The 22,004-nt window shown below is 66.1% G+C and carries 21 protein-coding genes, 2 tRNA genes and 1 riboswitch; of the genes, 15 read left to right on the forward strand and 8 right to left on the reverse strand.

Annotated elements, in window-relative coordinates; genetic code table 11:
* Positions 1 to 19 precede the first annotated feature (19 nt).
* Positions 20 to 248, reverse strand: a riboswitch (cobalamin riboswitch).
* Positions 249 to 405: 157 nt separating this feature from the next.
* Positions 406 to 476, reverse strand: a tRNA-Gly gene (locus BKA23_RS00690).
* Between the two features lie 115 nt (positions 477 to 591).
* Here BKA23_RS00690 and dcd point away from each other — a divergent pair.
* The 10 genes from dcd (at position 592) to BKA23_RS00740 (ending at position 10,812) form a co-directional block, all read left to right on the forward strand.
* Positions 592 to 1,167, forward strand: a complete 576-nt coding sequence (gene dcd, locus BKA23_RS00695; protein WP_145224596.1) for a dCTP deaminase — start codon at positions 592 to 594, stop codon at positions 1,165 to 1,167.
* Complete coding sequence (locus BKA23_RS00700) at positions 1,167 to 1,817, forward strand: alpha/beta hydrolase family protein (RefSeq protein ID WP_145224598.1); 651 nt, start codon at positions 1,167 to 1,169, stop codon at positions 1,815 to 1,817. Before dcd ends, BKA23_RS00700 begins: the two co-directional genes overlap by 1 nt.
* Before the next feature lies 1 nt (position 1,818).
* Positions 1,819 to 2,745, forward strand: a complete 927-nt coding sequence (locus BKA23_RS00705; protein WP_145224600.1) for an alpha/beta fold hydrolase — start codon at positions 1,819 to 1,821, stop codon at positions 2,743 to 2,745.
* Positions 2,746 to 2,799: 54 nt separating this feature from the next.
* Positions 2,800 to 3,924, forward strand: coding sequence for an ABC transporter ATP-binding protein (locus BKA23_RS00710; RefSeq protein ID WP_145224602.1), 1,125 nt, complete (start codon positions 2,800 to 2,802; stop codon positions 3,922 to 3,924).
* A gap of 4 nt (positions 3,925 to 3,928) precedes the next feature.
* Positions 3,929 to 4,573, forward strand: a complete 645-nt coding sequence (locus BKA23_RS00715; RefSeq protein WP_145224604.1) for an ABC transporter permease — start codon at positions 3,929 to 3,931, stop codon at positions 4,571 to 4,573.
* Complete coding sequence (locus tag BKA23_RS00720) at positions 4,570 to 5,334, forward strand: ABC transporter permease (RefSeq protein ID WP_145224606.1); 765 nt, start codon at positions 4,570 to 4,572, stop codon at positions 5,332 to 5,334. Before BKA23_RS00715 ends, BKA23_RS00720 begins: the two co-directional genes overlap by 4 nt.
* Before the next feature lie 94 nt (positions 5,335 to 5,428).
* Positions 5,429 to 6,358, forward strand: coding sequence for an ABC transporter substrate-binding protein (locus tag BKA23_RS00725; protein WP_145224608.1), 930 nt, complete (start codon positions 5,429 to 5,431; stop codon positions 6,356 to 6,358).
* 77 nt (positions 6,359 to 6,435) lie between these two features.
* Positions 6,436 to 7,044 (forward strand): TetR/AcrR family transcriptional regulator, encoded by a 609-nt coding sequence (locus BKA23_RS00730; RefSeq protein WP_145224610.1) that lies wholly within the window; start codon positions 6,436 to 6,438, stop codon positions 7,042 to 7,044.
* Between the two features lie 25 nt (positions 7,045 to 7,069).
* A complete protein-coding gene (locus tag BKA23_RS00735) occupies positions 7,070 to 8,806 on the forward strand; it encodes an ABC transporter ATP-binding protein (protein WP_145224612.1) in 1,737 nt (578 codons plus the stop codon).
* Between the two features lie 2 nt (positions 8,807 to 8,808).
* On the forward strand, positions 8,809 to 10,812 hold the full coding sequence (locus BKA23_RS00740; RefSeq protein WP_145224614.1) for an ABC transporter ATP-binding protein: 2,004 nt from the start codon (positions 8,809 to 8,811) through the stop codon (positions 10,810 to 10,812).
* Between the two features lie 91 nt (positions 10,813 to 10,903).
* Here BKA23_RS00740 and BKA23_RS00745 read toward each other — a convergent pair whose 3' ends face one another.
* The 4 genes from BKA23_RS00745 to BKA23_RS00760 all read right to left on the reverse strand — a co-directional run bounded on the left by BKA23_RS00745 (position 10,904) and on the right by BKA23_RS00760 (position 15,833).
* Positions 10,904 to 12,301 (reverse strand): lipase family protein, encoded by a 1,398-nt coding sequence (locus BKA23_RS00745; protein WP_145224616.1) that lies wholly within the window; start codon positions 12,299 to 12,301, stop codon positions 10,904 to 10,906.
* Entirely contained in the window at positions 12,298 to 12,978 is a 681-nt protein-coding gene (locus BKA23_RS00750; protein ID WP_145224618.1) for a hypothetical protein, read from the reverse strand. Before BKA23_RS00750 ends, BKA23_RS00745 begins: the two co-directional genes overlap by 4 nt.
* Complete coding sequence (locus tag BKA23_RS00755; RefSeq protein WP_145224620.1) at positions 12,975 to 13,397, reverse strand: hypothetical protein; 423 nt, start codon at positions 13,395 to 13,397, stop codon at positions 12,975 to 12,977. The genes BKA23_RS00750 and BKA23_RS00755 overlap by 4 nt, the downstream gene beginning before the upstream one ends.
* 171 nt (positions 13,398 to 13,568) lie before the next feature.
* Positions 13,569 to 15,833 carry a (Fe-S)-binding protein gene (locus BKA23_RS00760; protein ID WP_145224623.1) on the reverse strand — a complete coding sequence of 755 codons (2,265 nt, stop codon included), beginning with the start codon at positions 15,831 to 15,833 and terminating at the stop codon, positions 13,569 to 13,571.
* Between the two features lie 259 nt (positions 15,834 to 16,092).
* Between BKA23_RS00760 and cysK the strand changes: the two genes are divergently transcribed.
* Together cysK and epsC are read left to right on the forward strand one after the other, a co-directional pair.
* Positions 16,093 to 17,028 (forward strand): cysteine synthase A, encoded by a 936-nt coding sequence (gene cysK / locus BKA23_RS00765; protein ID WP_145224624.1) that lies wholly within the window; start codon positions 16,093 to 16,095, stop codon positions 17,026 to 17,028.
* Between the two features lie 8 nt (positions 17,029 to 17,036).
* Positions 17,037 to 17,669, forward strand: coding sequence for a serine O-acetyltransferase EpsC (gene epsC / locus BKA23_RS00770; protein ID WP_145224626.1), 633 nt, complete (start codon positions 17,037 to 17,039; stop codon positions 17,667 to 17,669).
* A 355-nt stretch (positions 17,670 to 18,024) separates the two neighbouring features.
* On the opposite strand, the gene BKA23_RS00775 is transcribed toward epsC, so the two are convergent.
* Together BKA23_RS00775 and BKA23_RS00780 are read right to left on the reverse strand one after the other, a co-directional pair.
* Positions 18,025 to 18,303 (reverse strand): HU family DNA-binding protein, encoded by a 279-nt coding sequence (locus BKA23_RS00775; RefSeq protein ID WP_145224628.1) that lies wholly within the window; start codon positions 18,301 to 18,303, stop codon positions 18,025 to 18,027.
* 195 nt (positions 18,304 to 18,498) lie between these two features.
* Positions 18,499 to 18,885 (reverse strand): YtxH domain-containing protein, encoded by a 387-nt coding sequence (locus BKA23_RS00780; protein ID WP_145224634.1) that lies wholly within the window; start codon positions 18,883 to 18,885, stop codon positions 18,499 to 18,501.
* Positions 18,886 to 19,026: 141 nt separating this feature from the next.
* Between BKA23_RS00780 and BKA23_RS00785 the strand changes: the two genes are divergently transcribed.
* The 3 genes from BKA23_RS00785 to BKA23_RS00795 all read left to right on the forward strand — a co-directional run bounded on the left by BKA23_RS00785 (position 19,027) and on the right by BKA23_RS00795 (position 20,262).
* Positions 19,027 to 19,116, forward strand: a tRNA-Ser gene (locus BKA23_RS00785).
* 338 nt (positions 19,117 to 19,454) lie between these two features.
* The gene (locus tag BKA23_RS00790) at positions 19,455 to 19,658 is read left to right on the forward strand and encodes a cold-shock protein (RefSeq protein ID WP_145224636.1); all 204 of its coding nucleotides are present in this window, start codon (positions 19,455 to 19,457) and stop codon (positions 19,656 to 19,658) included.
* 160 nt (positions 19,659 to 19,818) lie between these two features.
* A complete protein-coding gene (locus tag BKA23_RS00795; RefSeq protein WP_145224638.1) occupies positions 19,819 to 20,262 on the forward strand; it encodes an SRPBCC family protein in 444 nt (147 codons plus the stop codon).
* Positions 20,263 to 20,395: 133 nt separating this feature from the next.
* Here the strand turns inward: BKA23_RS00795 and BKA23_RS00800 are convergent, their stop codons facing one another.
* Positions 20,396 to 21,883: an LCP family protein gene (locus BKA23_RS00800; RefSeq protein WP_170226312.1), complete on the reverse strand. Its 1,488-nt coding sequence runs from the start codon at positions 21,881 to 21,883 to the stop codon at positions 20,396 to 20,398.
* Between the last annotated feature and the right edge of the window lie 121 nt (positions 21,884 to 22,004).

Here is a 22,004-nt window from a genome sequence, read left to right on the forward strand (position 1 = left end):
CCGCGGTCACCCTCCCGCGGTTGCGGGTGGGGCGCTGGCAGGTCTTCGGACTCGTGAATCCGGCTCCGGCATACGCCTCGAAACCACCTACCGGCCGTCGCTTCCCAGGCTGTGCGCCCAGTGCTGATGACGGCTTTCGTCCTCACTCACCGCTGCGGGGCAGTCCCGGAATTCCACCGGGTTCCCTCTTGCCTCGGCTCTACATCCATCTGCGGATGTAGTGCCGAACCAGCTACGTTACACACACTATCTAGTGGTGCTCGGATTGCCAAGCCCCTACATCATGTAGTTGCACTGCTGTGATTTCACGGGCCGACATCCCGGCGAATTCGCCACATCGCGGTCGCCGAGTCCGCCGGAAACAGCGAAACGGCCCACGATGTCGGGGGCCGTCTCAGTGCGCGGAGCGAGTGACGAGAATCGAACTCGCGTATTCAGCTTGGGAAGCTGATGTTCTACCATTGAACTACACTCGCGCGTCCGGAATCCGGTGCCCAAGAGCAGCGGATCCGTGTGCGGCAGCGAGTCTAACCGACCACCTCCGCGCCAGCGACCGACCACCCGCACGACTCGGCAGGTAGCGTTTGCCCCGTGCTGCTCTCCGACCGCGATATCAAGGCCCAGGTCGATGCCGGCCGGGTGCGACTCGAGCCGTATGACGAGGCGATGGTCCAGCCCTCGAGCATCGACATCCGGCTCGACCGGTACTTCCGGCTGTTCGACAACCACAAGTACCCGTTCATCGACCCCGCCGAGGAGCAGGACGAACTCACGCGCCTGGTGCAGATCGAGCCGGACGAGCCGTTCGTGCTGCACCCGGGGGAGTTCGTCCTCGGCTCGACCTATGAGCAGGTGACTCTGCCCGACGACATCGCAGCGCGCGTCGAGGGCAAGTCGAGTCTCGGACGGCTCGGCTTGCTCACTCACGCGACGGCCGGTTTCGTCGATCCCGGCTTCAGCGGCCATGTCACCCTGGAGTTGTCCAACGTCGCCACCCTGCCGATCAAGCTGTGGCCGGGTATGAAGATCGGTCAGCTGTGCTTCTTCCAGCTCAGCAGCCCGGCCGAAAACCCTTATGGCAGCGCGAAGTACGGCTCCCACTATCAAGGTCAGCGCGGTCCGACAGCGAGTCGTTCGTTCAGCAATTTTCACCGCACCGACGTCTGATGGGTCGGCGCTGGGAGAAGGGGCCGGAGCACGACGATTCGCAGCCGATCCTGATTCTGCCGAGAGTCCCGCGACCGCGAGCGATCGCTCTCGTGCTGCACGGTGGCGCGCCCGACAGCACCACCGGCGTCACGAAGTTCGAGCCGGCCCTGTTGCGGATGCTGCCCTTCGCCCAGCACATCGAAGTGCGCAGCGGCGGGCGCATCGGAGCGGCGATCCTGCGCGATGCCGTGCGCGGCTACAACGGCGCCGAACGCTCGCCGGTGCATGACGCGCGCTGGGCGGTGCGGCGGCTGCAGGAGCGGTACCCCGGACTGCCGATGGGTCTGGTCGGCCACTCGATGGGTGGGCGAGTTGCCCTGGAACTAGCGGGAATAGACGGCGTCAGCACCATCGTCGGTCTGGCGCCCTGGATCCCGCAGCAGTATGACGTCGCGCCGTTCCTGCCGCTGCACACCTTGCTGATGCACGGTCGCCAGGACACCATGACCGACGCACGCGAGTCCGAGAAGCTGGTCGACCGGATCCGCACAGCAGGCGGCGATGCCACCTACAGGGCGTTCAACGGTTCGCACGCGATGCTGTGGCGACCGGGGCGGTGGCACCGGCATACAACCGCATTCCTGCGACTGAATCTGCTTGCGAGATGACGTGCGACGAGACCTGACCCACCAGGTGACGGCAGCGGCCGTGTCGGCGACCGCGGTCGCCACCGCGTCCCTGGTCGCCTACTACGGTTACTGGCAGGGTCAGGAACGCTCGCGCATCCTCGCCGGCAGCCAGATGATCGAAACCGCAAGCGGGCCAGTCGAATACGTCGCTCTTGGCCCGGTGGTTGCGCCACCGGTGCTGATCCTGCACGGGTCGCCTGGCGGCTACGACCAGGCCGAGCTCTTCGCTCGCCGCAACGGCCTCGACTCGGTGGCACGGGTTCTCGCGCCCTCGCGGCCGGGGTACCTGCGCACGCCGCTCGGTGAGTGTGTCGATGCGGCGACCGAGGCCGACGTGCTGGCCGACTTCCTCACCGCCTATGGCGTCGAGCGTGTCGTCGTGCTCGGCATCTCCGGTGGCGGCCCTGCCGCGTTGGAATTCGCCGCACGCCATCGTGATCGATGTGATGGGCTCATCCTGCTGGCGGCGATCAGCCGGCCCGAGACCGAGGCTCAGATCTACGCCAGAATGCCTGTGCTGCAACGGATTGCGACGCAGATCGCCGATCGCACCGTGCAGACGAATGTCGGGCCCTTCGTTCTGACTCACGTGCTGCGCGGTGAACGAAACCAGGATCTGCGCGACGGTCTCGAGCGGGTGACCCGCTGGGACCTACGTCGCGAGGGCTATCGCCGCGACATGCGCCAGATCGAGTCCGACCACCTCGATGTTGCAGCCCTTTCCGGCCTGCGAACGCTCATCGTGCACGGCACGCGCGATGTCGATGTGCCCCTGTCGCAGGCGCAAGAAACCGCCGAACTGTTGCCGTGGGCGCAGGTCGAACTCGTCGAGGGTGCCGACCATTTGTCGATATGGGGTCGGGCCGAAGCAGCCGACGCGGTGAAGGCGTTTCTTACGAGGAGATAACTCACCCTTGCGCGCGATGGGTGTTGTCAGTGGGCTGCGTTAGGTTTGTTGGCCATGATCCGCTTCGAGCAGGTGGTCAAGAGGTATGCCGACGGGACCGTAGCCGTCGACGACCTTTCCCTCGAGGCCCCGACGGGGCAGATAACAGTGCTGGTCGGTCCCTCCGGATGCGGCAAGACAACGTCGTTGCGGATGATCAACCGGATGATCGAGCCCACCGCCGGCAGGATCTTCATCGACGACCAGGACGTCACTGCCGCCAATGCCGCGAAGCTGCGGCGGGGGATCGGCTACGTCATACAGCACGCAGGGTTGTTTCCGCACCGCAAAGTGGTCGACAACGTCGCAACCGTGCCGCTGCTGCTCGGTCAGTCGAAGGCGCAAGCTCGCGGCAGGGCTCGCGAGGTGCTCGAACTCGTTGGTTTGCCAGGCGATTTCGCCGATCGATATCCCGCGCAGCTGTCCGGTGGCCAGCAGCAGCGAGTCGGTGTCGCGCGCGCCCTCGCCGCCGACCCACCGGTGATGCTGATGGACGAGCCGTTCAGCGCGGTCGACCCGGTGGTGCGCGAGCAACTGCAGGATGAATTCCTACGCCTGCAAACCGAGCTCGGCAAGACGATCGTTTTCGTCACCCACGACATCGATGAGGCGATGAAGCTCGGCGACCAGGTCGCGGTGATGCGGGTCGGGGGCAGACTCGCGCAGATCGCCGACCCGGCATACCTGCTGGCGCATCCGATCGACGACTTCGTGGCCGACTTCATCGGACGCGATCGTGGCTATCGCGCCCTGACCTTCACCTCTGCACCACCGCTGCCCGTCGTCAGTGAGCCGACAGTGGTGCTGGGCGCGACGCCCGAGCAGGCGCGGCAGGCGACGACCGACAGATGGCTTCTGGTCGTCGACGCCGGCCAGAAGCCACAGGGCTGGGTCGAACCCGCCCGCATCGAGGCTGCGATCGAACCCGCCATGTTGCATCGCGGTGGCACCGTTGCGCGTGAGCACGGGCCGTTGCGTGCCGCCCTCGACGCCGCGCTGTCCTCGCCCAGCCGTCGCGGCGTTCTCGTCGACGACGACGGTGTGCTGCGCGGCACCGTCCGAGCGCACGAGGTCTTGCAGGCGATCGAGGCGGCCGACCGGCCCGATGTCGATCCGGCCGACATCGCCCCCACCCGGTGACCTGATGTTTTCCTTCATCCAGGCCAACCTCGGCGGGATCCTGTCGCGCGCGGGTCAGCACGCCTGGCTCGCGGGAGCTCCACTGGTGCTGGGCCTGCTCATCGCGATGCCGCTCGGCTGGCTGGCCAATCGCGTGCCGTGGCTGCGCTCGGTGCTGATCGGCGGATCCGGCCTGCTCTACACGATCCCCTCGCTCGCGTTGTTCGTCATCATGCCGCTGATCCTCGGCACCGGGATCCTCGATCCGATCAACGTCATCATCGCCATGACGATCTACACGGTCGCTCTGCTGGTGCGCACAGTCGCCGACGCTCTGGCGGTGGTGCCGAGCGAGACCGAGCAGGCGGCCGTCGCGATGGGTTACCCGCCGGTGCGCCGGTTCTTCGCGGTCGACCTGCCGCTGGCCGTGCCGGTGATCGCGTCCGGTCTGCGCGTCGCGGCCGTCAGCAATGTGTCGATCGTCAGCGTCGCGGCGCTGCTCGGCATACCGCAGTTGGGGTACTACATCACTGACGGCTACAGCAACACCTACTGGGCCGAGATGTGGACGGGCGTGCTCGGCTGCGTGCTCCTGGCGCTGATCTTCGACGCCGTGATCATCGCGCTCACCTGGTTGCTGACCCCCTGGCGACGGGCGGTGGCGGCATGATCCAGCAGGTCTTTTCCTGGCTCTTCGACGGAGCCCACTGGCACGGCACCGACGGGATCCCCGCGCGGGTGCTGCAGCACATCGGTTACTGCGCCGTGGTGCTGGTCATCGGCGCGATCATCGCCGTGCCCATCGGTGCCTGGATCGCCCACCGCGGCCGCGGCGGCTGGATCATCACCGTGATCAACTCATTGCGCGCGGTGCCGAGCCTGGGCCTGTTGCTGATCGTGACGTTGTGGCTGCAGAGCAAGATTCAGAGCACCTCGGTGTTCAGCATCTCCAGCATCATCGTCCTGGTGGTTCTGGCGATCCCGCCATTGCTCGCCGGTGCCTACAGCGGTGTCAGTGAAGTCGATCCTGCCGCCCGTGACGCGGCGCGCGGCATGGGCATGACCGGTGCTCAGGTCTTCGGACGCGTCGAGTTGCCGTGCGCGCTGCCGTTGATGTTCTCCGGGTTGCGCAGTGCCACCCTGCAGGTCGTGGCCACCACCACGATCGCGGCCACCGTCGGCATCGGCGGCCTGGGGCGGTATCTGATCGACGGGCTCGCGCAGAGCAACTATCCCGAGATGGCCGCCGGCGCGATCTGCGTCGCGCTCCTCGCACTCCTGGCAGATCTGCTGCTCGCTGCCGTGCAACGGATGGTGGTCTCGCCCGGACTGACCGGTCGTGTCAGTCGGTCGCGGCATACTGAGCGGCCCGGCGACGACGAGGCGATGAAGGAGCAGATCAGCGAGCCGGTCAGGTCGGCGACGCCGTGAGATGCGCATTGCTGGTTGTCGCAGCCACGACGGACAGATTCACGACTTCCGGCGTCGTCCGGATGAGATGTACACCACCAACAAAGGATTCACGATGAAGCGCACGTTTACTCTGGTCGCCGTCGCAACAGCCGCGACGCTCACGCTCAGCGCGTGCGGTGGCGGCAGCAACCCGCTGAGCAAGTCCAGCGCAAGCGGTGCCGGGATTCCCTCCGGCACCGCGGCCGCGGGCACCATCCGGGTCGGCGCCGCCAACTTCACCGAGTCGCAGATCCTGGCCGCGGTGTATGCCGCAGCTCTCAACGCCAAGGGTCTCAAGGCGTCGACCGGCGATCCGATCGGTGCACGGGCGGTCTATCTGAAGGCGCTCGACCAGGGTTCGGTCAACCTGGTTCCCGAGTACGCCTACTCGCTGTTGACGTATTACAACCCGAAGGCGACCCAGACCGCGCCCGACGCGATCGTCGCGGCGCTGAAACAGCAGCTGCCCAGCGGTCAGGAAGTGCTCAACGTCTCCAGCGCCGAGGATGCCAACTCCGTGACGGTCACCAAGGCGACGGCCGACAAGTGGGGGCTGAAGACCATCGCCGACCTGGTCAAGCACGAGAGCCAGATCACCTTCGCCGCACCACCGGAGTTCCAGACCAACGAGCAGGGCCTGCCCGGGCTCAAGACGAAGTACGATTTCGTCCCCGGCAAGTTCCTGCCGCTGACCGGCAATGCGATCCCCAACGCGCTCAAGAACGGCCAGGCGCAGGCGGCGAACATCTTCACCACCGACCCCTCGATCAAGGCCGACGGATTCGTCGTGTTGCAGGACCCGAAGCACGCCTTCGGATCCGACAGTGTGATCCCGCTGATCAACAAGTCTGTTGCGACGCCGCAGGTCATAGCGGTGCTCAATGCCGTGCAGGCGAAGCTGACCACCGACAACCTCGCCGAGATGGACAAGGAAGTCCAGGTCGACCACATGGACATCAACACCGTCGCCACGCAGTTCATCACCGACAACGGCCTGAGCTGACGGCTGCCGCTTCGACGGCTGCCGAAACGCCTCGATAGCAGGTGAGTGAGTACTCACTCACCTGCTATCGTCGCGCCATGACTCGAACCGTCGGCGCGACCCGCATGTCCGGCAGGGCGCCCTCACTGCCACCGGATCAACGCCGGGAGGCCCTCATCGAGGCCACCGTCGAGGCGATCCAGCGCTTTGACGCCAAACCCAGCACCCGGCAGATCGCCGAAGCGGCAGGGGTCGCCGAGGGCACGATCTTCCGTGTCTTCCGCAACAAGGAAGAACTCTTCGACGCCGTCATCGCGCGAGTCCTCGATCCCCGGCCGTTCCTTGCGGGGATTGCCGCGATCGACACCACGCTGCCGCTGGAGGCACGGCTGACGGCATACGTGACGTTGGCGCAGCGACGGATGGCGGGCTTTTGCACGACGATGGCCGCCCTCGGCGTCACCGGCCCGCTGGACGGGCACCGGGCGCATCGTTCACCGGCAACGCGGGAGACCAATGAGCGCGTCGCGGCGCTCATTGCCCCGGATGCCGAACACTTGACGATCAGTCCTGTCGAACTCGTTCGCCGGCTGCGCCTGCTGGCCTTCGCCGGCAGTCATCCGCACATCACCGACAACGAGCCGTTGTCGCCCGCGGAGATCGTCGACACTGTTTTGTATGGCGCGTTGAAACGCGAAATCAACTGATGGTCAACGTGATGGGGGAGGAAGAATGCTTTTCGCACTGATCCGGGAGAAGCTGCGACCGTACACCGGATTTCTTGCGGCGCTCGGCGTGCTGCAGTTGATCAACGTATCGGCCAACCTCTATCTGCCGACGCTCAATGCCGACATCATCGACAACGGCGTCACCAAGGGCAACACCGGCTACATCTGGCACACCGGCGGCATCATGCTCGCGATGACCGTGGTCCAGGTGTGCGGCTCGATCGGGGCGGCGTACACCGGTGCGCGTATTGCGATGTCCTTCGGCCGCGACACCCGTGCGTCGATCTTCCGAGCAGTGGGCCGGTTCTCGGCTCGTGAGGTCAACCAGTTCGGTGCTCCGTCGCTGATCACTCGCAGCACCAACGATGTTCAGCAGGTGCAACTGCTGGTGCTGATGTCGTGCACGCTGATGGTGTCCGCGCCGATCATGATGGTCGGCGGGGTCATCATGGCCACCCGGCAGGATGCCGGGCTGTCGTGGCTGATGCTGCTCGCAGTGGTGGTGCTCGCCGTGTCCATCGCGCTGGTCGTTCGCAAGATGGTGCCCGGGTTCCGCTTGGTGCAGAGCCGCATCGATGTCGTCAATCGCGTGATGCGCGAACACCTGTCGGGTGTGCGGGTGATCCGCGCGTTCACCCGTGAGGATTACGAGCGTCAGCGCTTCGACAGGGCCACCGACGAGCTCACCGACATCTCGACGCGCGTCGGCAGCCTCATGATGATCATGTTCCCGCTTGTCTTCACGGTCATGAACCTCTCGACGGTCGGCGTCTGGTGGTTCGGGGCTCACCAGGTCGACCACGGTGGCGTGCAGATCGGGGCGCTCGCGGCATACATGACGTATCTCATCCAGATCCTGATGGCCGTGATGATGGCGACCTTCATGTTCATGATGATTCCGCGCGCGTCGGTCGCCGCCGAGCGGATCCAGCAGGTGCTGCGCACGACGCCTTCGGTGCAGCCGCCGCAGCAGCCGGTCACGCCGGGGCAGATCCGCGGCGTCGTCGACCTCGACGACGCCTCGATGCAGTATCCAGGTGCGGATGTTGCTGTGCTGCAACATATTTCGGTGCATGCCGAGCCGGGCACAACCACGGCGATCATCGGGTCCACCGGCGCCGGCAAGACGACCTTGCTGTCGCTGATCGCCCGGCTCTTCGACGCGACCGACGGTGCGGTCCGCGTCGACGGCGTCGACGTGCGTGATCTCGACCCGCAGTTGCTGTGGGGCCACATCGGCATCGTGCCGCAGAAGGCGTATCTCTTCTCGGGCACGGTGGCCTCCAACCTGCGCTACGGCAATCCCGACGCCACCGACGAGCAGTTGTGGCAGGCGCTGGAGATCGCCCAGGGAAAGGATTTCGTGCAGCGCATGGAGGGTGGGCTCGACGCGCCCATCAACCAGGGCGGCACCAACGTCTCAGGTGGCCAGCGGCAGCGGTTGTGCATCGCACGCGCGCTGGTGGCGCAGCCACGGATCTACCTGTTCGACGACTCGTTCTCCGCACTAGACCTCGCGACCGACCAACGGTTGCGGACGGCGCTTGCGCCATACGTTCGTGAAGCAACGGTTTTCATTGTGGCGCAACGTGTTTCGACGATCCGGACTGCCGATCAGATCATCGTGCTCGACGACGGCGCGGTCGTCGGGCTGGGCACTCATGACGACCTGGTGCTGACGTGCGCGGCATACCAAGAGATCGTCGATTCGCAGCTCGGCGGCGCCGAGGAGGTGGCGTGACCATGGCTCGACGGACCAGCGATCGTGCGCCCAAGTCCGGCGCCGTTACCGCCAACCTGCCCCAGGGCGCCAAACCGATGCGCCGTCAGGGTGGGCCGGGTATGGGCATGGGAATGGCCGAGAAGTCCAAAGACTTCAAGGGTTCCGCAAAGCGCCTCGTGCGGCTGCTTGCTCCGCACCGGCTGAAACTGATCACGGTCCTGCTGCTCACCATCACAGCTGTCGTGTTCAACGTCGTGGCTCCCCGTGTGCTGGGGCAGGCAGTCGACAAGATCTACTCCGGCGCGGTCAGCATGCACCTGCCAGCAGGTGTCACAAAGGCCGCCGTCGTCGCCGGGCTGCGCGCTCGTGGCGAGGGCACGCTCGCCGACATGGTCAACAAGATGGACCTGGTGCCCGGCATCGGCATTGACTTCGGTGCCGTCGGCCGGATTCTGCTGGTGGTTCTGGCGCTGTATGTCGTCGCCGGCACCTGCCAGTTCGTGCAAGCACGCATGCTCAACCGCATCGTGCAGAACACGATGAACACCTTGCGCAAAGACGTCGAAGCCAAGATCAACCGAGTGCCGTTGAGCTACCTCGACGGTCAGCCGCGCGGCGAGTTGCTGTCCCGTGTCACCAACGACATCGACAACATCGGCCAGTCGATGCAGCAGACGATCAGCCAGTTGCTGTTCAACGGGCTGTCGGTCATCGGAGTGGTCGTCATGATGCTGACGATCTCGTGGTGGTTGACGCTCGTGGCGATGATCGCCATACCCGTCGTGATGGTTGTGACCAAGCAGGTGATGAAGCGGTCGCAGACGCTGTTCGTCGCGCAGTGGGGGCACACCGGCAAGCTCAACGGGCAGATCGAGGAGACCTTCACCGCGCACGAGCTCGTCAAGGTCTTCGGCCGTCAGCAGGAGGTCGACGCCAGCTTCGACGAGACCAACTCCACGCTGGCGGACGTCAGCTGGCGGGCGCAGTTCGTCAGCGGTCTTGTCATGCCGGTGATGATGTTCGTCGGAAACCTGCAGTATGTCGCGGTCTGCGTCCTGGGTGGGCTGCAGGTGGCCAGCGGTGCGATGACTCTCGGCGATGTGACTGCGTTCATTCAGTACTCGCGACAGTTCACCCAGCCGTTGACACAGTTGGCGTCGATGGTCAACCTCATGCAGTCCGGCGTCGCCAGCGCGGAGCGGGTCTTCGAGGTGCTGGACGCGCCGGAGCAGACTCCGGAGGAGACCACCGCACTGCCCCACACGCGCGGCCGGGTCGAATTCGACCACGTCAGCTTCGGCTACACCGACGGAGCACCGCTCATCGAGGATCTCTCGCTGGTTGCCGAGCCCGGTCAGACGGTGGCGATCGTCGGGCCGACCGGCGCAGGCAAGACCACGCTGGTCAACCTGATCATGCGCTTCTACGAATTGAACTCGGGCCGGATCCTGCTCGACGGCACCGACATCAGCAGTGTTCCCCGGTCGCAGCTGCGCTCGCGGATCGGCATGGTGTTGCAGGACACCTGGCTGTTCCACGGCACGATCTGGGACAACATCGCCTACGGCCGCATCGGCGCAAGTCGGGAGGAAGTCCTCGCGGCTGCGCGGGCGACCTTCGTCGACCGGTTCGTGCACTCGCTGCCGGACGGCTACGAAACGGTCATCGACGAGGAGGCCTCCAACATCTCGACCGGCGAGCGTCAGCTGATGACGATCGCGCGAGCCTTCCTGGCGGATCCGGCGTTGCTGATTCTCGACGAAGCGACGTCGTCAGTGGATACACGCACCGAGGTGCTGCTGCAGCACGCGATGGCTGCCTTACGATCCGACCGGACGAGTTTTGTGATCGCGCACCGGCTTTCGACGATCCGCGATGCCGACACGATCCTGGTCATGGAGGACGGCCGCATCGTCGAGCAGGGCAATCACGAGGATCTGCTCAAGGCCCGCGGGGCGTATCACCGGTTGTACATGTCGCAGTTCGAAGGTGCCGCCACAGATGACGAGGAGGTCGCCGTCTGACGGACGCGGTCGTGCTTGCAGCCGGTTGCTGTGCGCCACCAGAGGCTGCAAGTGGGTCACTGCTCTCGTGCGCTCCTCTGAACCGCCCGGGTCATGGCCGTCGCAGGTGGTACTCGAAGACGTCATCGCCACCACCGGTGAGCCACGGTGCAGCGGAATCTCGCCAGCGTGCCAACCCTGGGTCGGCGTCCAACGACTGGCCGTTGACGGCGACGGTGTCCAGATAACGCCGTGCGTCGTGCGCTTCGAACAGCTCGATCCGGTCGGCGTCCGGTGGAGTGCAGGCCACGACGATGCGATTGATCGTCGACGGATCTGCGGTGCCGTCGAGTTTGGGCACCGGGTCGCCGGCGAGTTCGACCGACAGCACCTGCACGGTGTCGGGAGCCTCGATGCGCGACACGGGCGATCCAGCAGTGACGACCTGCCGCACGTCGAACGTCTCGCGGAAGCTGTCGTCGGCCGCGAGTCGCATCGCGATGAGCCCGCCCTGGCTGTGGCCCACCAGCATCACCGGTTCGCTGCCCGGCGCAATTCCCCTGGCAGCCATGGCATCTCGCACGGCGGATTCGATGGCGGCGTAGTTGCTGGAGGGCAGCCCGGCGGCGGCCCGCACATTGGCGGTGAGATCTGCCGGGCTGTGCGGCTCGTCGGGTGACCAGTTCGAGGTTCCCGGGACGATGACCGACCATGCTCCTCTGCCATCGGCTCCGACGCTCCTGCGGACCTGCACAGTCGAGTGGTCGTCACCCGACGCAGCCTCCACGGTTCGGGCCTGCCGCAGCAGCCCTGCGACATCGGACGCTGATGTGTCCGATCGGCGTGCGATGCGGCTCACCGTCAATGGGGTGCGGTCGTCGAGCTTGCCGGCAGCGTTGGCGAGGCCGTTGATCCAGGCGACCTGCTGTTCGTAGCTGCTGCCTGTCGGCGGGTCGATGCCGACCGCTGCCAGAGCGGGTGAGCCCGCGAGCACGAGACCGCGCACCACCGTGACCGCTGCGGGCACCAGTTGCGGATCGACATACGCGAGGCGTTCGAGGTCGGCGAGAAGGGTCTTCGGATTCCCGTGTGACGTGCTCAACGCTGACGTGAGCGCGGTCGCCACGCGCGGGGCAGCGGTCGCCACCTGGATCGCGGCGAGTGCGCGTTGCTCCGCCTCATCGGTGAGTTCGTAGGCCTGTGCGCTCCATCGCACCGTGCGTGCGACGAACTCCATCTGGACGGCCAGGCTGCCCAGGCTGTTCGGGCCGATGGTCAGCCCGGCCACCTCGTCGGCGATCGCGGCTGCAGACCCTGGTGAAAGGACGGCGCTCTTCAGTGGCAGATGACTCGCTGCACGCGCGACGTCACCGCACAACGAGGTGGCGTCGTCGCCGGAGGTGTCGAGCCGGTGCGCGGTGCTGCGCATGTCCGAGACGTCTGCGGCGGTCGAACGCGCACCCCCGCTCACGACGCACCGGGCTGGCGTCTGCCCTGATCCGGTGGTCATGACAGTGGCTCCGGCAGGAGCCCGACGAGGTCGGAGGCTCGTTCAGCGACCGCCCCGGCAGAGAGCCGGACGAAGCGGACTTGATCATTGTCGAACTGCAAGCGACCCCAGCCGGATTCGAGCAGCTGGAAGCACACCGCTGATCTCAGCGAGCTATCGACGACGGCCATGATCGACAGATGCGCGCGTGCGCCCCACGCACATTCGACGAGCCAGTTCGGCACGTGAGTCAAGCCGGTCGCATCCAGGCCAGCCTGCAGTTCGGTGCTGCTGCCACGGCGCACGAGGTCTGCGAGTGCGAGGGAATCAGCCGTGTCCAACCACTCATCGTCAGTCGGTCTCTCCGGCGACCGATCATCCGTTAATCGATGTGGCGGTTCGACCGGCTCGGCGACGCCGGCCGACGTGGTGAGTGCGCCTACTGATGCGGCAAACGCGTCCGCCGCCGACTCCCGACCGCACACCTCGACGCCGAGGCCTTCATCGTCCGGGGAGGCGATGACGAGGTTGTCGCCGTCGGCTGCCACCACAGCCGCGCCGATCCGAGTCGCTGTGCCCATCTGCACCAGCAGATGATCACCCTCACGCATGCGCTGTATGACGCGCCGACCATCGTCGGGTGCACGCACGACCCCGGACCGCGCCGAATCCGCTGCGCTCGCCGGCCGAATCGTCATCGGCCCACCAACGGTATGTGACGGCGGATCGTGTTCAGATCGTCGACAGCGTCGGACACAGCGGCGATCGCCACGCCGGCGCCCACCGTTCCGGCGGCATGGGCCGAGTCAGCCGAGTGCTTCACCGCCCCGGCGACGACGTTTCCAGTGGCCGAGGCGAGCGACGCGAGCACGCGCTCATGGTCTTCGACATGAGTGGCATGTGCGAACAGCAGCCGGCTGAGCCGGTCGAGATCGTCGGCGCGAGCGCGGAAGTCCCGGGCGCGATCGGTCAAGCGCTCTCTGTATCGATCTGCGCCCACGCTCCGCCACTGCACACCTCCGGCCGCGGTGACGCTCGCCGCCGCCGTCCGAGCGCGATCGGCAAGCTCGGCTACCCGCCGTGCCTGAGCTCTGATCTGCTCCGCATCGTCTGACATGCCAGGACGCTATGTCGCCCCATCTGTCGCGCGCCCCGGTCTCGACGCCAATTGTGGACACCGCCCGCCACCGTCACAGCCTGTGGATCCGCGCGATTCTCACTCGGCGCCGCGGCGTGCTTGTTGCCGCCGCGGCTGTGCCTCGCTCCGATCCTCGCTACCGCTCGATTCTCACTCGGCGCCGCGGCGGACAGCAGCGAGCAGCATGTTCGCCACGTCCACCACCTCAACGTCCTCGCGCGCGTTGCCGTCGGACTGCTCCGCAGTCAACCCGTCGGTGAGCATGACCCGGCAGAACGGACAGCCGATCGCGATCCGGTCAGCGCCGGTCGCGACTGCCTCACGGGTGCGGTTGAGGTTGATCCGCGACCCGAGTTTCTCCTCCATCCACATCCGAGCACCACCGGCGCCGCAGCAGAAGGACGTCATACCCGAGCGCTCCATTTCGCGGTACTCCACACCCGGCAGGGCACCGATCAGTTCGCGCGGCGGCGCATACACATCGTTGTGTCGGCCCAGGTAGCACGGGTCGTGATATGTCACGGACGCACCTGTCGACGCCGCCCCCGAGGTGTCCGCCTCGCCCGGACGAGCCACCGGCACCAGTCGCTTGTCACGCACGAGCCGGTTCAGCAGCTGCGTGTGGTGCACCACCTCGTAGTTCCCGCCGAGTTGCGGATACTCGTTCTTCAACGTGTTGAAGCAGTGCGCGCAGGTCACGACGATCTTCCTGGCACCGGCCTCATTGAGCGTCTCGACATTCTGCGACGCCAGCGCCTGGAACAGCATCTCGTTGCCCGCGCGCCGCGCCGAGTCACCCGTGCACGCCTCGCCGTCGCCGAGCACCGCGAACGAAACCCCAGCAGTGTCAAGCAGTTCCGCGACAGCACGCGTGGTCTTCTTCGCGCGGTCTTCATAGGCCCCGGCGCACCCCACCCAGAGCAGGTAATCCACTTCGGACAGCGACTCGATGTCCTGCCCGAAGACCTTCACCTCGAACGGCAGGCCCTTGGCCCAGTCCAGGCGAGCACGGGCCGACATACCCCACGGATTCGCCTTGCCTTCGAGATTCTTGAACAGCCCGCCAAGCTCCGACGGAAAGGCCGACTCGATGAGCGTCTGGTAACGGCGCATGTCGACGATGTGATCGACGTGCTCGATGTCGACCGGGCACTGCTCGACGCACGCGCCGCACGTGGTGCACGACCACAGCACGTCCGCGTCGACCACCGCCTCGGCGTTCCCCAGCGGGTTGTATGCCGTGAGCGGTGCCTGCTCGTCATAGCCGGTCGCACCGATCAACGGGATCTGCGTGATGGGGTTCTCCGCTGTCGCGGGACCGGTGCCCGCGTCGCCCGCTCCCGCGGCATTCGCCGCCAGCAGGTAGGGCGCCTTGGCGTGTGCATGGTCGCGCAGCGTCATCATCAGCAGCTTCGGCGACAACGGCTTCTCGGTGTTCCATGCCGGGCACTGGCTCTGACAGCGACCGCACTCGGTGCACGTCGTGAAGTCCAGCAAGCCCTTCCAGGTGAAGTCTTCGGCGGCTCCGACGCCGAACGACACGTCCTCGTCGAGTTCCTCCAGCGACTCCATCGTCACCGGCTGCCCGTCGACCACCATCGGCTGCAGCGCGCCGAGCGCAGTGCGGCCGTCCGCATTGCGTTTGGTCCAGATGTTGGCGAACGCCAGGAACCGGTGCCACGCGACACCCATGGTCGTGTTGAGCGCGATCGTGATCATCCATGCCATGGAGATGCAGATCTTCAGTGCCGCGATGACCACGATGAGCGCCTTCACATGAGCCTCGCTCATGCTGTGGAAGGCGTCGCCGATGAAGAACGTCAGAGGGAAGTGCAGCGCGCTGGCGTCGGCGTGGTGGCCGTGCCGGCCCAGGGCGTATTCGAGCCCGCGCAGCGTCAGCACACACAACACCACGCCCAGGATCGTCAGTTCGACGTAGTACGCCTGCCAGAAGCTCGACCCGAAGAAGCGCGACTTCCGGCCGTCCGTGCCTGCCGCACGTGCCGGGTGATTGCGTCGGCGGTTCCAGATCAGCCAGCAGATGCCGAACAGCCCCAGCCACGCGAACAACTCGGTGAGCCACTCGAACGGCGGGAAGGTGTCCAGCCACGGGATCACCCAGTGCGGGTCGAAGATCTGACCGTATGCCGTGACCAGCGTGAAGAACAGCAGTCCGAAGCTGATCATCGTGACCCAGTGGGCCACGGCGACGACCGGCAGGCGGGACATCCGCGTGTGTCCGAGGAACTCGCGCAGCAGCGTCCGGGTGCGAGCGCCCCGATGATCGGAACGCGAGGCGGACCGGCCCAGCCGAAAGGTCGCAACCATGCGGCTGACGGCGCGCACCAACAGAGCGATGCCCACAACGGAGATGGCGATGGTGACGACCGCGGCCACGATCTGCAGAGCTGACATGATCTCCAGTCTATCTATTCATTACTCATCGGTAACTTCCTCGGGCCTGCGCACGTATGACGACAGCCGGTGCCCGCCCGGCACAGCCTCCCACCGAACGGCTCACTGATGCGCATTCCGGCAACCACGCGGGTTGCGCGATGCAATAACCGACTGTTGGAATACGCATAACGCTTTCGCCGTTGCGATTCGCGCACGGGCTGCGTCATACGCAATTCGTCATACGAGATCCGCCATACATGAAGAGGTGTCACCCACTGTGCCCATCCTTGACGACGTCACCCAGGCCATCGGCAACACTCCGCTGGTCCGCATCAACCGGATCATCGACACCGAGGGCAGCGGCACGACCGTCGCGGCCAAGCTGGAGTTCAACAATCCCGCCGCCTCCGTGAAGGACCGCATCGGTGCCGCGATCATCAAGGCCGCCGAGGAGTCCGGCGAGTTGAAGCCCGGCGGCACCATCGTCGAGGCGACCAGCGGCAACACCGGCATCGCGCTGGCCATGGTCGGCGCGGCCAAGGGCTACAACGTCGTACTGGCGATGCCCGAGACGATGTCCGCCGAGCGCAAGGCACTGCTCAAGGCGTATGGCGCAGAGCTCATCCTCACCCCGGGCGCCGAAGGCATGAAGGGCGCCGTCAACAAGGCCAACGAGATCGCGGCCGAGCGCGGGGGCGTGCTCGCCCGGCAGTTCGCCAACGCGGCAAACCCGGCCATCCACCGCGCGACCACCGCGGAGGAGATCTGGCGCGACACCGAGGGTCAGGTCGACATCTTCATCGCGGGCATCGGCACCGGGGGCACCATCACCGGCGTCGGCCAGGTGCTCAAGGAGCGCAAGCCCGGCGTCAAGGTCATCGCCGTCGAACCGGCCGAGTCGCCGATCCTCAACGGTGGGCAGCCCGGTCCGCACAAGATCCAGGGGCTCGGCGCGAACTTCGTGCCTGACATCCTCGACCGCGAGGTGTATGACGAGGTCATCGACGTCGATGCCCCGACCGCAGTGGAGTGGGCCCGGAAGGCGGCGACCCAGGAGGGCCTGCTCGTCGGCATCTCCTCCGGCGCTGCGCTGGCCGCCGCAGCCCAGGTCGCAGCGCGTCCCGAATCCGCCGGAAAGACCATCGTGGTGGTCATCCCGTCGTTCGGTGAGCGGTACCTGTCGACGATCCTGTTCGAGGGTCTGATCGACTGAGCCTTGTGATGACACCCGCATTCCTGTCCGCCAGGGCGTACGACAAGCCCACCGCTAACAGCGTCCGACGCGCGGTCGCGATGCTGCGAGAAGACATCGACGCTGCTCTCGAGCGCGACCCTGCGACCACCTCTCGTCTTGAGATGGCGCTCGCATCGCCGGGACTGCAGGCGCTGTGGTCGCATCGCGTGGCACATCGGATGTGGCAGCGCGGCGGTCGGTGGCGGCTGCCGGCGCGGTTGATGTCGCAGACGGCGCGATTCGCCACCGGGGTGGAGATCCACCCGGGTGCGACGATCGGGCGGCGCTTCTTCATCGACCACGGAATGGGGGTCGTCATCGGCGAAACAGCCGAGATCGGCGACGACGTGATGCTCTACCACGGGGTGACGCTCGGTGGCCGGTCGATGCAACAGGTCAAGCGGCACCCGACTGTCGGCGACAACGTCACGATCGGCGCGGGCGCGCGGGTGCTCGGCCCGGTGCGCATCGGGCCACACGCGCAGGTCGGCGCGAACGCCGTCGTCGTCAAGGATGTCCCGCCGCAAGCGATCGCCACGGGTGTGCCTGCGCGCCTCCGTTTCCCCGCCCCGGCGGCGAGCCAGCCCGACTTGTATGCCGATCCGGAGCTGTGGATCTGACTGCTCCCCACGACACGCGATTACCAGCGCCACGCCATACGTGTCGGGTGACCTGCATACGTCGCAGATGACGCACGTGGCGGCATGGATAAGTCGCCGATTCGGTCGAAAATGACGCCACAAGAGCACCACCAGTCATATGGGGCGCGTACGTCACTCATAAGTCGCCGATTCGGCGAGTTGCGCGAGGGTGCCGGACACAAGTCACCGATGCGGCGAGTTGTGCGTGGGTGCCGGACATAAGTCGCCGATGCGGCGAGCAGCGTCGTACAGCTCTGTCGCTCACACCTTGCACGCGCGAAGGCCCGCCACCCCGAAACGGGACGGCGGGCCTTCGCGTTGCGCTACGGGTGGGTCATTCGCCCTTCGCGGCAGCCTTCAGCTTGCTGCCGGCGGTCACCTTGGCGGCGTTGGAGGCAGGGATCTGGATCTCGGCGCCGGTCTGCGGGTTGCGGCCGGTGCGGGCCGCGCGCTCGACACGCTCGATGGTGAGCAGGCCCGGGAGCTGGACCTTCTCGCCACGGCCGATGGCCTCCAGGATGACGTCGTTGAGTCCGGTGATGACAGCGGTGGCGTCCTTGACGCTGACGCCGGTGCGCTGCGCAATCGTGCTCGCGAGGTCAGTGCGGTTCATGAATGGTCCTGTTCGTTATCTCGTATGCCGCGGCGCGATGCCGCAGCCCCGTCGAAGTGGCAACTCCGTCGGTTGGCCGACAGATTGTCAGGTGACTCCAGGTCCGACGATTTCCGCGTCATTGCTGGGGTGTCTCCCGTCATTACGGTAGACGCCAACGTGGCGAAGGTCCAAGACACCCCGCACTCGGCGCGTTCAGTGTCGCGGCGAGGCCGGCTGATCGAGGACGTCGTCGTGCTGGCGCCGCGCGCTGGCCGACGTCGTGTCGTAGGACGCGCCGTCGGCGATGGTGCCCTGCACGACGGGGCCGGGCTTGGTGCCTACAGCAGCCTGAAAACCAGCAACCACAGCGCTTTTCGCTGCTTGACCCGCCCCGCGGACGGCGGCCTGGCCGGCCGCTGCAGCGACTTCGGGGCCCTTCTGTTTGATCTGTTCGGTGGTCCTGGCGCGCTGCGCGACCACTGCCGGGTTGTTCCACGCCTGCCCCGCCAACTGCTTGATCTGCTCGTAGCGATCGCGGCCGGCGCGGGCGCCGATCACGTAGCCGGCGGCGACGCCGACGATGAGGCCCAACTTGCTCATCGTGTGTTCCTTCCGTGTATGACGTTGCCGCCGACCATACCCGCGCGCTCGACGAGGGACCTGTCGTGCAGGGATGCGGTTGTGCTGGGCACTTTCCGCAGCGCCGTAGGATGTGTGCTCGCCCGGGCTTCTGCCGGGCCAGGAGGGCTCGCATAGTGGCCTAGTGCGGCGGTCTTGAAAACCGCTATGCGTTCACGCGCATCGTGGGTTCGAATCCCACGCCCTCCGCCATCCGACGGCATGCGCTCGCCTGTTCGGGTTTCCGAGGTGCCCGTCGGTGACGAGCCGTACGCCGAAGGGTGCCGCTTCGGCAGGACCCTCGCGGACAGTCACAGATTCTCCACATCCGTCGACTGCTAGTCACCAATCGTTCACTGCGCCCGTGCTACCGTCGTCGTGGTTGCAGTTGCAGTTCCTCGTTTGGACATGCCGATGCCCGCCCCGTGCGGGCGTTTGTGTTTGTGAGCAGACGTTTCACCCTCCTGGGGGGCATGCCGCAGCACCCACGCAGCGTTCGTAAAGTGCGGCGCGGCGTAGCCAGGAAACAAACAGATTGAGAGTTACCCCCCATGGCACAGGGAACCGTCAAGTGGTTCAACGCTGAAAAGGGCTTCGGCTTCATTGCTCAGGACGGCGGCGGCCCGGACGTTTTTGTCCACTTCTCCGCGATCCAGACGCAGGGCTACCGCAGCCTTGAAGAAGCGCAGCGAGTCGAGTTCGAGATCACCCAGGGCGACAAGGGGCCGCAGGCCACCAACGTTCAGCCGGTCTGATTTCGCGGTTCAGACTTTGATGATCGGGCGCTGAAGCCCGATCAGCACACAACCCCGGCACCTGTGCCGGGGTTGTGTGTGTTCACGGCAGGTGTAGGTGCGGGGAATTCGCCCGCCCAGGTGACGCGGCTGCGGCATACGTCGTGCTTGGCTCGTGTCCATGGTCAACGTGACGCGCAGCTTCCCTGTCCGAGTCGATCACGAGCGGGCGCTGAACTACCTGCGCGACTTCGGGAATGCCACCCAGTGGGATCCCGGCACCGTCAGCTGCGATCGCATCGGCGATGCGACTGCTCCGGTCGAGATCGGCTCGCGGTGGCACAACACTTCGAAGCTGCTGTTCGTCACGACGGAACTGACGTACGAACTGCGCGAGGAGTCACCGACACGCCTGCTGTTCGTCGGCACCAACAAGACCGCCACGTCGTATGACGACATCACCGTCGAGCCGTCCGGCTCCGGCACATCGCGCGTCACCTATCACGCGAAGGTCGAATTCAACGGTGCCGCCAAACTGAGCGACCCGCTCATGGCGCTCATCTTTCGCAAACTCGCAAAGGAAACCGTCGCCAAGCTCACCGCGACGCTGGAGGGCCTGACCTGACCCGCCCTGAGTGCTCGAGTTGATCCACGACGTGCGGCTGTGTGTCGACGACACCGGAGGCCACAGGTCGAAGGAGCGCTGCCGTCGTCAGCAGCGCCCCTTCGCGTGTGACGCGGTTCGAGTGACCCGCCGGTCAGCAGGAGTCGGAGGTGTTGGTGATCGAGTTCTCCGACGGGGCGGACGAGCCGGAGCCCGACGGAGCCGACGACGGTGCCGCGGCGGCGGCTGACGAACCGGTCTTACCGGGGGTCGGGCCCTTCGCGTCGTGCGGCTGCGCCAACGCCTTGGCGACCGTTGCGCGGATCGCCGCATAGTCCGGGTTGTTGTTGCTCACCGGGTTGGAGATGTCGACGCTGCGCAGGTTGCCGTTCTTCATCGTCTCGGCGAGGCTGGCGAATGCCGGCAGGTCGTCCTGGGGTATGTCGAGCGTGATGTTCTTCTTGGCCACGCTCATCAGATCGGTGAACTTGGTGACCATCTGCACCGGATTCGCCTGGGCGATCAGCGAGTTGATCATGCACCGTTGCCGCAGCATGCGCCGGTCGTCGCCGTTGGCCGCACCGACGCGGCTGCGGGAGTACCACAGCGCCTGGTAACCGTTGAGCTTCTGATAACCGGGCTTGATCAGGCCGGTGACGCTGCCGGGCACGATCTGCCCGTTGACGATCCTGCCGCCGATCGGGATGCCGTTGTAGCTGGAGTTGGGGTCCGGCTGGACGTTGACGTAGACCCCGCCCATCGCGTCGACCAGCTGCTGGAAGCCGTCGAGGTCGATGACGGTGCTGTAGTCGATCTTGAGTCCGGTGATCGCCGAGACCACGTCACGGGTGGTGTCGAGGCCGGGGTTCTGCTCGTCGGTCGGGAACAGGTTGCGGTGCGTCGTGGCCGCCTGCTGCCAGACCGCGTCCATGATGCACTGGCCGTCGGCGCAGGTGAATCCGTTCGGGTAGACCTTCGACAGTGGGTTCGACGCCGGGAACGGCACGTGGCCGAGGTTGCGCGGGATGCTGATGAGCGTGGTGTCACCGGTCTTGGTGTTGATGCTGGCCACGATGAGGGAGTCGGTGCGGATCCCGGTGCGATCGGCTCCGGCATCCGATCCGACCAGCATGATGTTGACCCTGGGGACCTTGGCCCATGGGTTCGAGCCGCCGCCGGGTGTGGCCGCCGCAGCACCACGTCCGTCATACCGCTGGGTGAAGATCGTGTTGAAGGTGTCCTTGGTGACCCAGACGTAGCGGGTGGCCTCAGCCGCCGGCGCGGCGACGATCAGGCACATCGCGGCGGCAAAAACACGATGCAGCCACCGCGTCTGTTCCGGCCAGCGGAAATTTCCCGTCGTCGATGCGGTGAGGACGATGCCGGCCAGCCACCACAGACCACCGCCGACGCTCAGCACGAGCAGCAACACCAGCCCCTTGTGGGTCAGCAGTCGGGCGGCACCCTCCACGACTCCACCGCTGAGCACGATGATGCCGAGGATGATTGCCGCGAGGGCGGCGACGCCCACAAAGATGAACCCGAGGTTGCGGCGTTTTGTCCACAGCAGGCCGAGGCCGGGCCAGATGACACTCACAGCGGTCAGGGCCAACGCCCTGCGCACCTGTTGCGCCTGACTCATCCGGCCGACTCGTAGAGCACGCCGCGAGGGCGCTGTTGTGCCACGGGGACGCTCGGCCGGCCGGGCTTGCGCGCCCAGCGGTGTTCCCGCGGTGACCGGCGAAGCGGACCGCGCCCCCGGC

Source organism: Rudaeicoccus suwonensis (assembly GCF_007829035.1).
Lineage (GTDB): Bacteria > Actinomycetota > Actinomycetes > Actinomycetales > Dermatophilaceae > Rudaeicoccus > Rudaeicoccus suwonensis.

Bases quoted from the DNA above. Each gene is read 5' to 3' on its own strand.
- BKA23_RS00700 (WP_145224598.1), top strand. From the start codon at position 1,167: ATGGGTCGGCGCTGGGAGAAGGGGCCGGAGCACGACGATTCGCAGCCG.
- BKA23_RS00710 (WP_145224602.1), top strand. From the start codon at position 2,800: ATGATCCGCTTCGAGCAGGTGGTCAAGAGGTATGCCGACGGGACCGTA.
- BKA23_RS00715 (WP_145224604.1), top strand. From the start codon at position 3,929: ATGTTTTCCTTCATCCAGGCCAACCTCGGCGGGATCCTGTCGCGCGCG.
- BKA23_RS00720 (WP_145224606.1), top strand. From the start codon at position 4,570: ATGATCCAGCAGGTCTTTTCCTGGCTCTTCGACGGAGCCCACTGGCAC.
- BKA23_RS00725 (WP_145224608.1), top strand. From the start codon at position 5,429: ATGAAGCGCACGTTTACTCTGGTCGCCGTCGCAACAGCCGCGACGCTC.
- BKA23_RS00730 (WP_145224610.1), top strand. From the start codon at position 6,436: ATGACTCGAACCGTCGGCGCGACCCGCATGTCCGGCAGGGCGCCCTCA.
- BKA23_RS00735 (WP_145224612.1), top strand. From the start codon at position 7,070: ATGCTTTTCGCACTGATCCGGGAGAAGCTGCGACCGTACACCGGATTT.
- BKA23_RS00740 (WP_145224614.1), top strand. From the start codon at position 8,809: ATGGCTCGACGGACCAGCGATCGTGCGCCCAAGTCCGGCGCCGTTACC.
- BKA23_RS00745 (WP_145224616.1), bottom strand. From the start codon at position 12,301: ATGACCACCGGATCAGGGCAGACGCCAGCCCGGTGCGTCGTGAGCGGG.
- BKA23_RS00750 (WP_145224618.1), bottom strand. From the start codon at position 12,978: ATGACGATTCGGCCGGCGAGCGCAGCGGATTCGGCGCGGTCCGGGGTC.
- BKA23_RS00755 (WP_145224620.1), bottom strand. From the start codon at position 13,397: ATGTCAGACGATGCGGAGCAGATCAGAGCTCAGGCACGGCGGGTAGCC.
- BKA23_RS00760 (WP_145224623.1), bottom strand. From the start codon at position 15,833: ATGTCAGCTCTGCAGATCGTGGCCGCGGTCGTCACCATCGCCATCTCC.
- epsC (WP_145224626.1), top strand. From the start codon at position 17,037: ATGACACCCGCATTCCTGTCCGCCAGGGCGTACGACAAGCCCACCGCT.
- BKA23_RS00775 (WP_145224628.1), bottom strand. From the start codon at position 18,303: ATGAACCGCACTGACCTCGCGAGCACGATTGCGCAGCGCACCGGCGTC.
- BKA23_RS00780 (WP_145224634.1), bottom strand. From the start codon at position 18,885: ATGAGCAAGTTGGGCCTCATCGTCGGCGTCGCCGCCGGCTACGTGATC.
- BKA23_RS00790 (WP_145224636.1), top strand. From the start codon at position 19,455: ATGGCACAGGGAACCGTCAAGTGGTTCAACGCTGAAAAGGGCTTCGGC.
- BKA23_RS00795 (WP_145224638.1), top strand. From the start codon at position 19,819: ATGGTCAACGTGACGCGCAGCTTCCCTGTCCGAGTCGATCACGAGCGG.
- BKA23_RS00800 (WP_170226312.1), bottom strand. From the start codon at position 21,883: ATGAGTCAGGCGCAACAGGTGCGCAGGGCGTTGGCCCTGACCGCTGTG.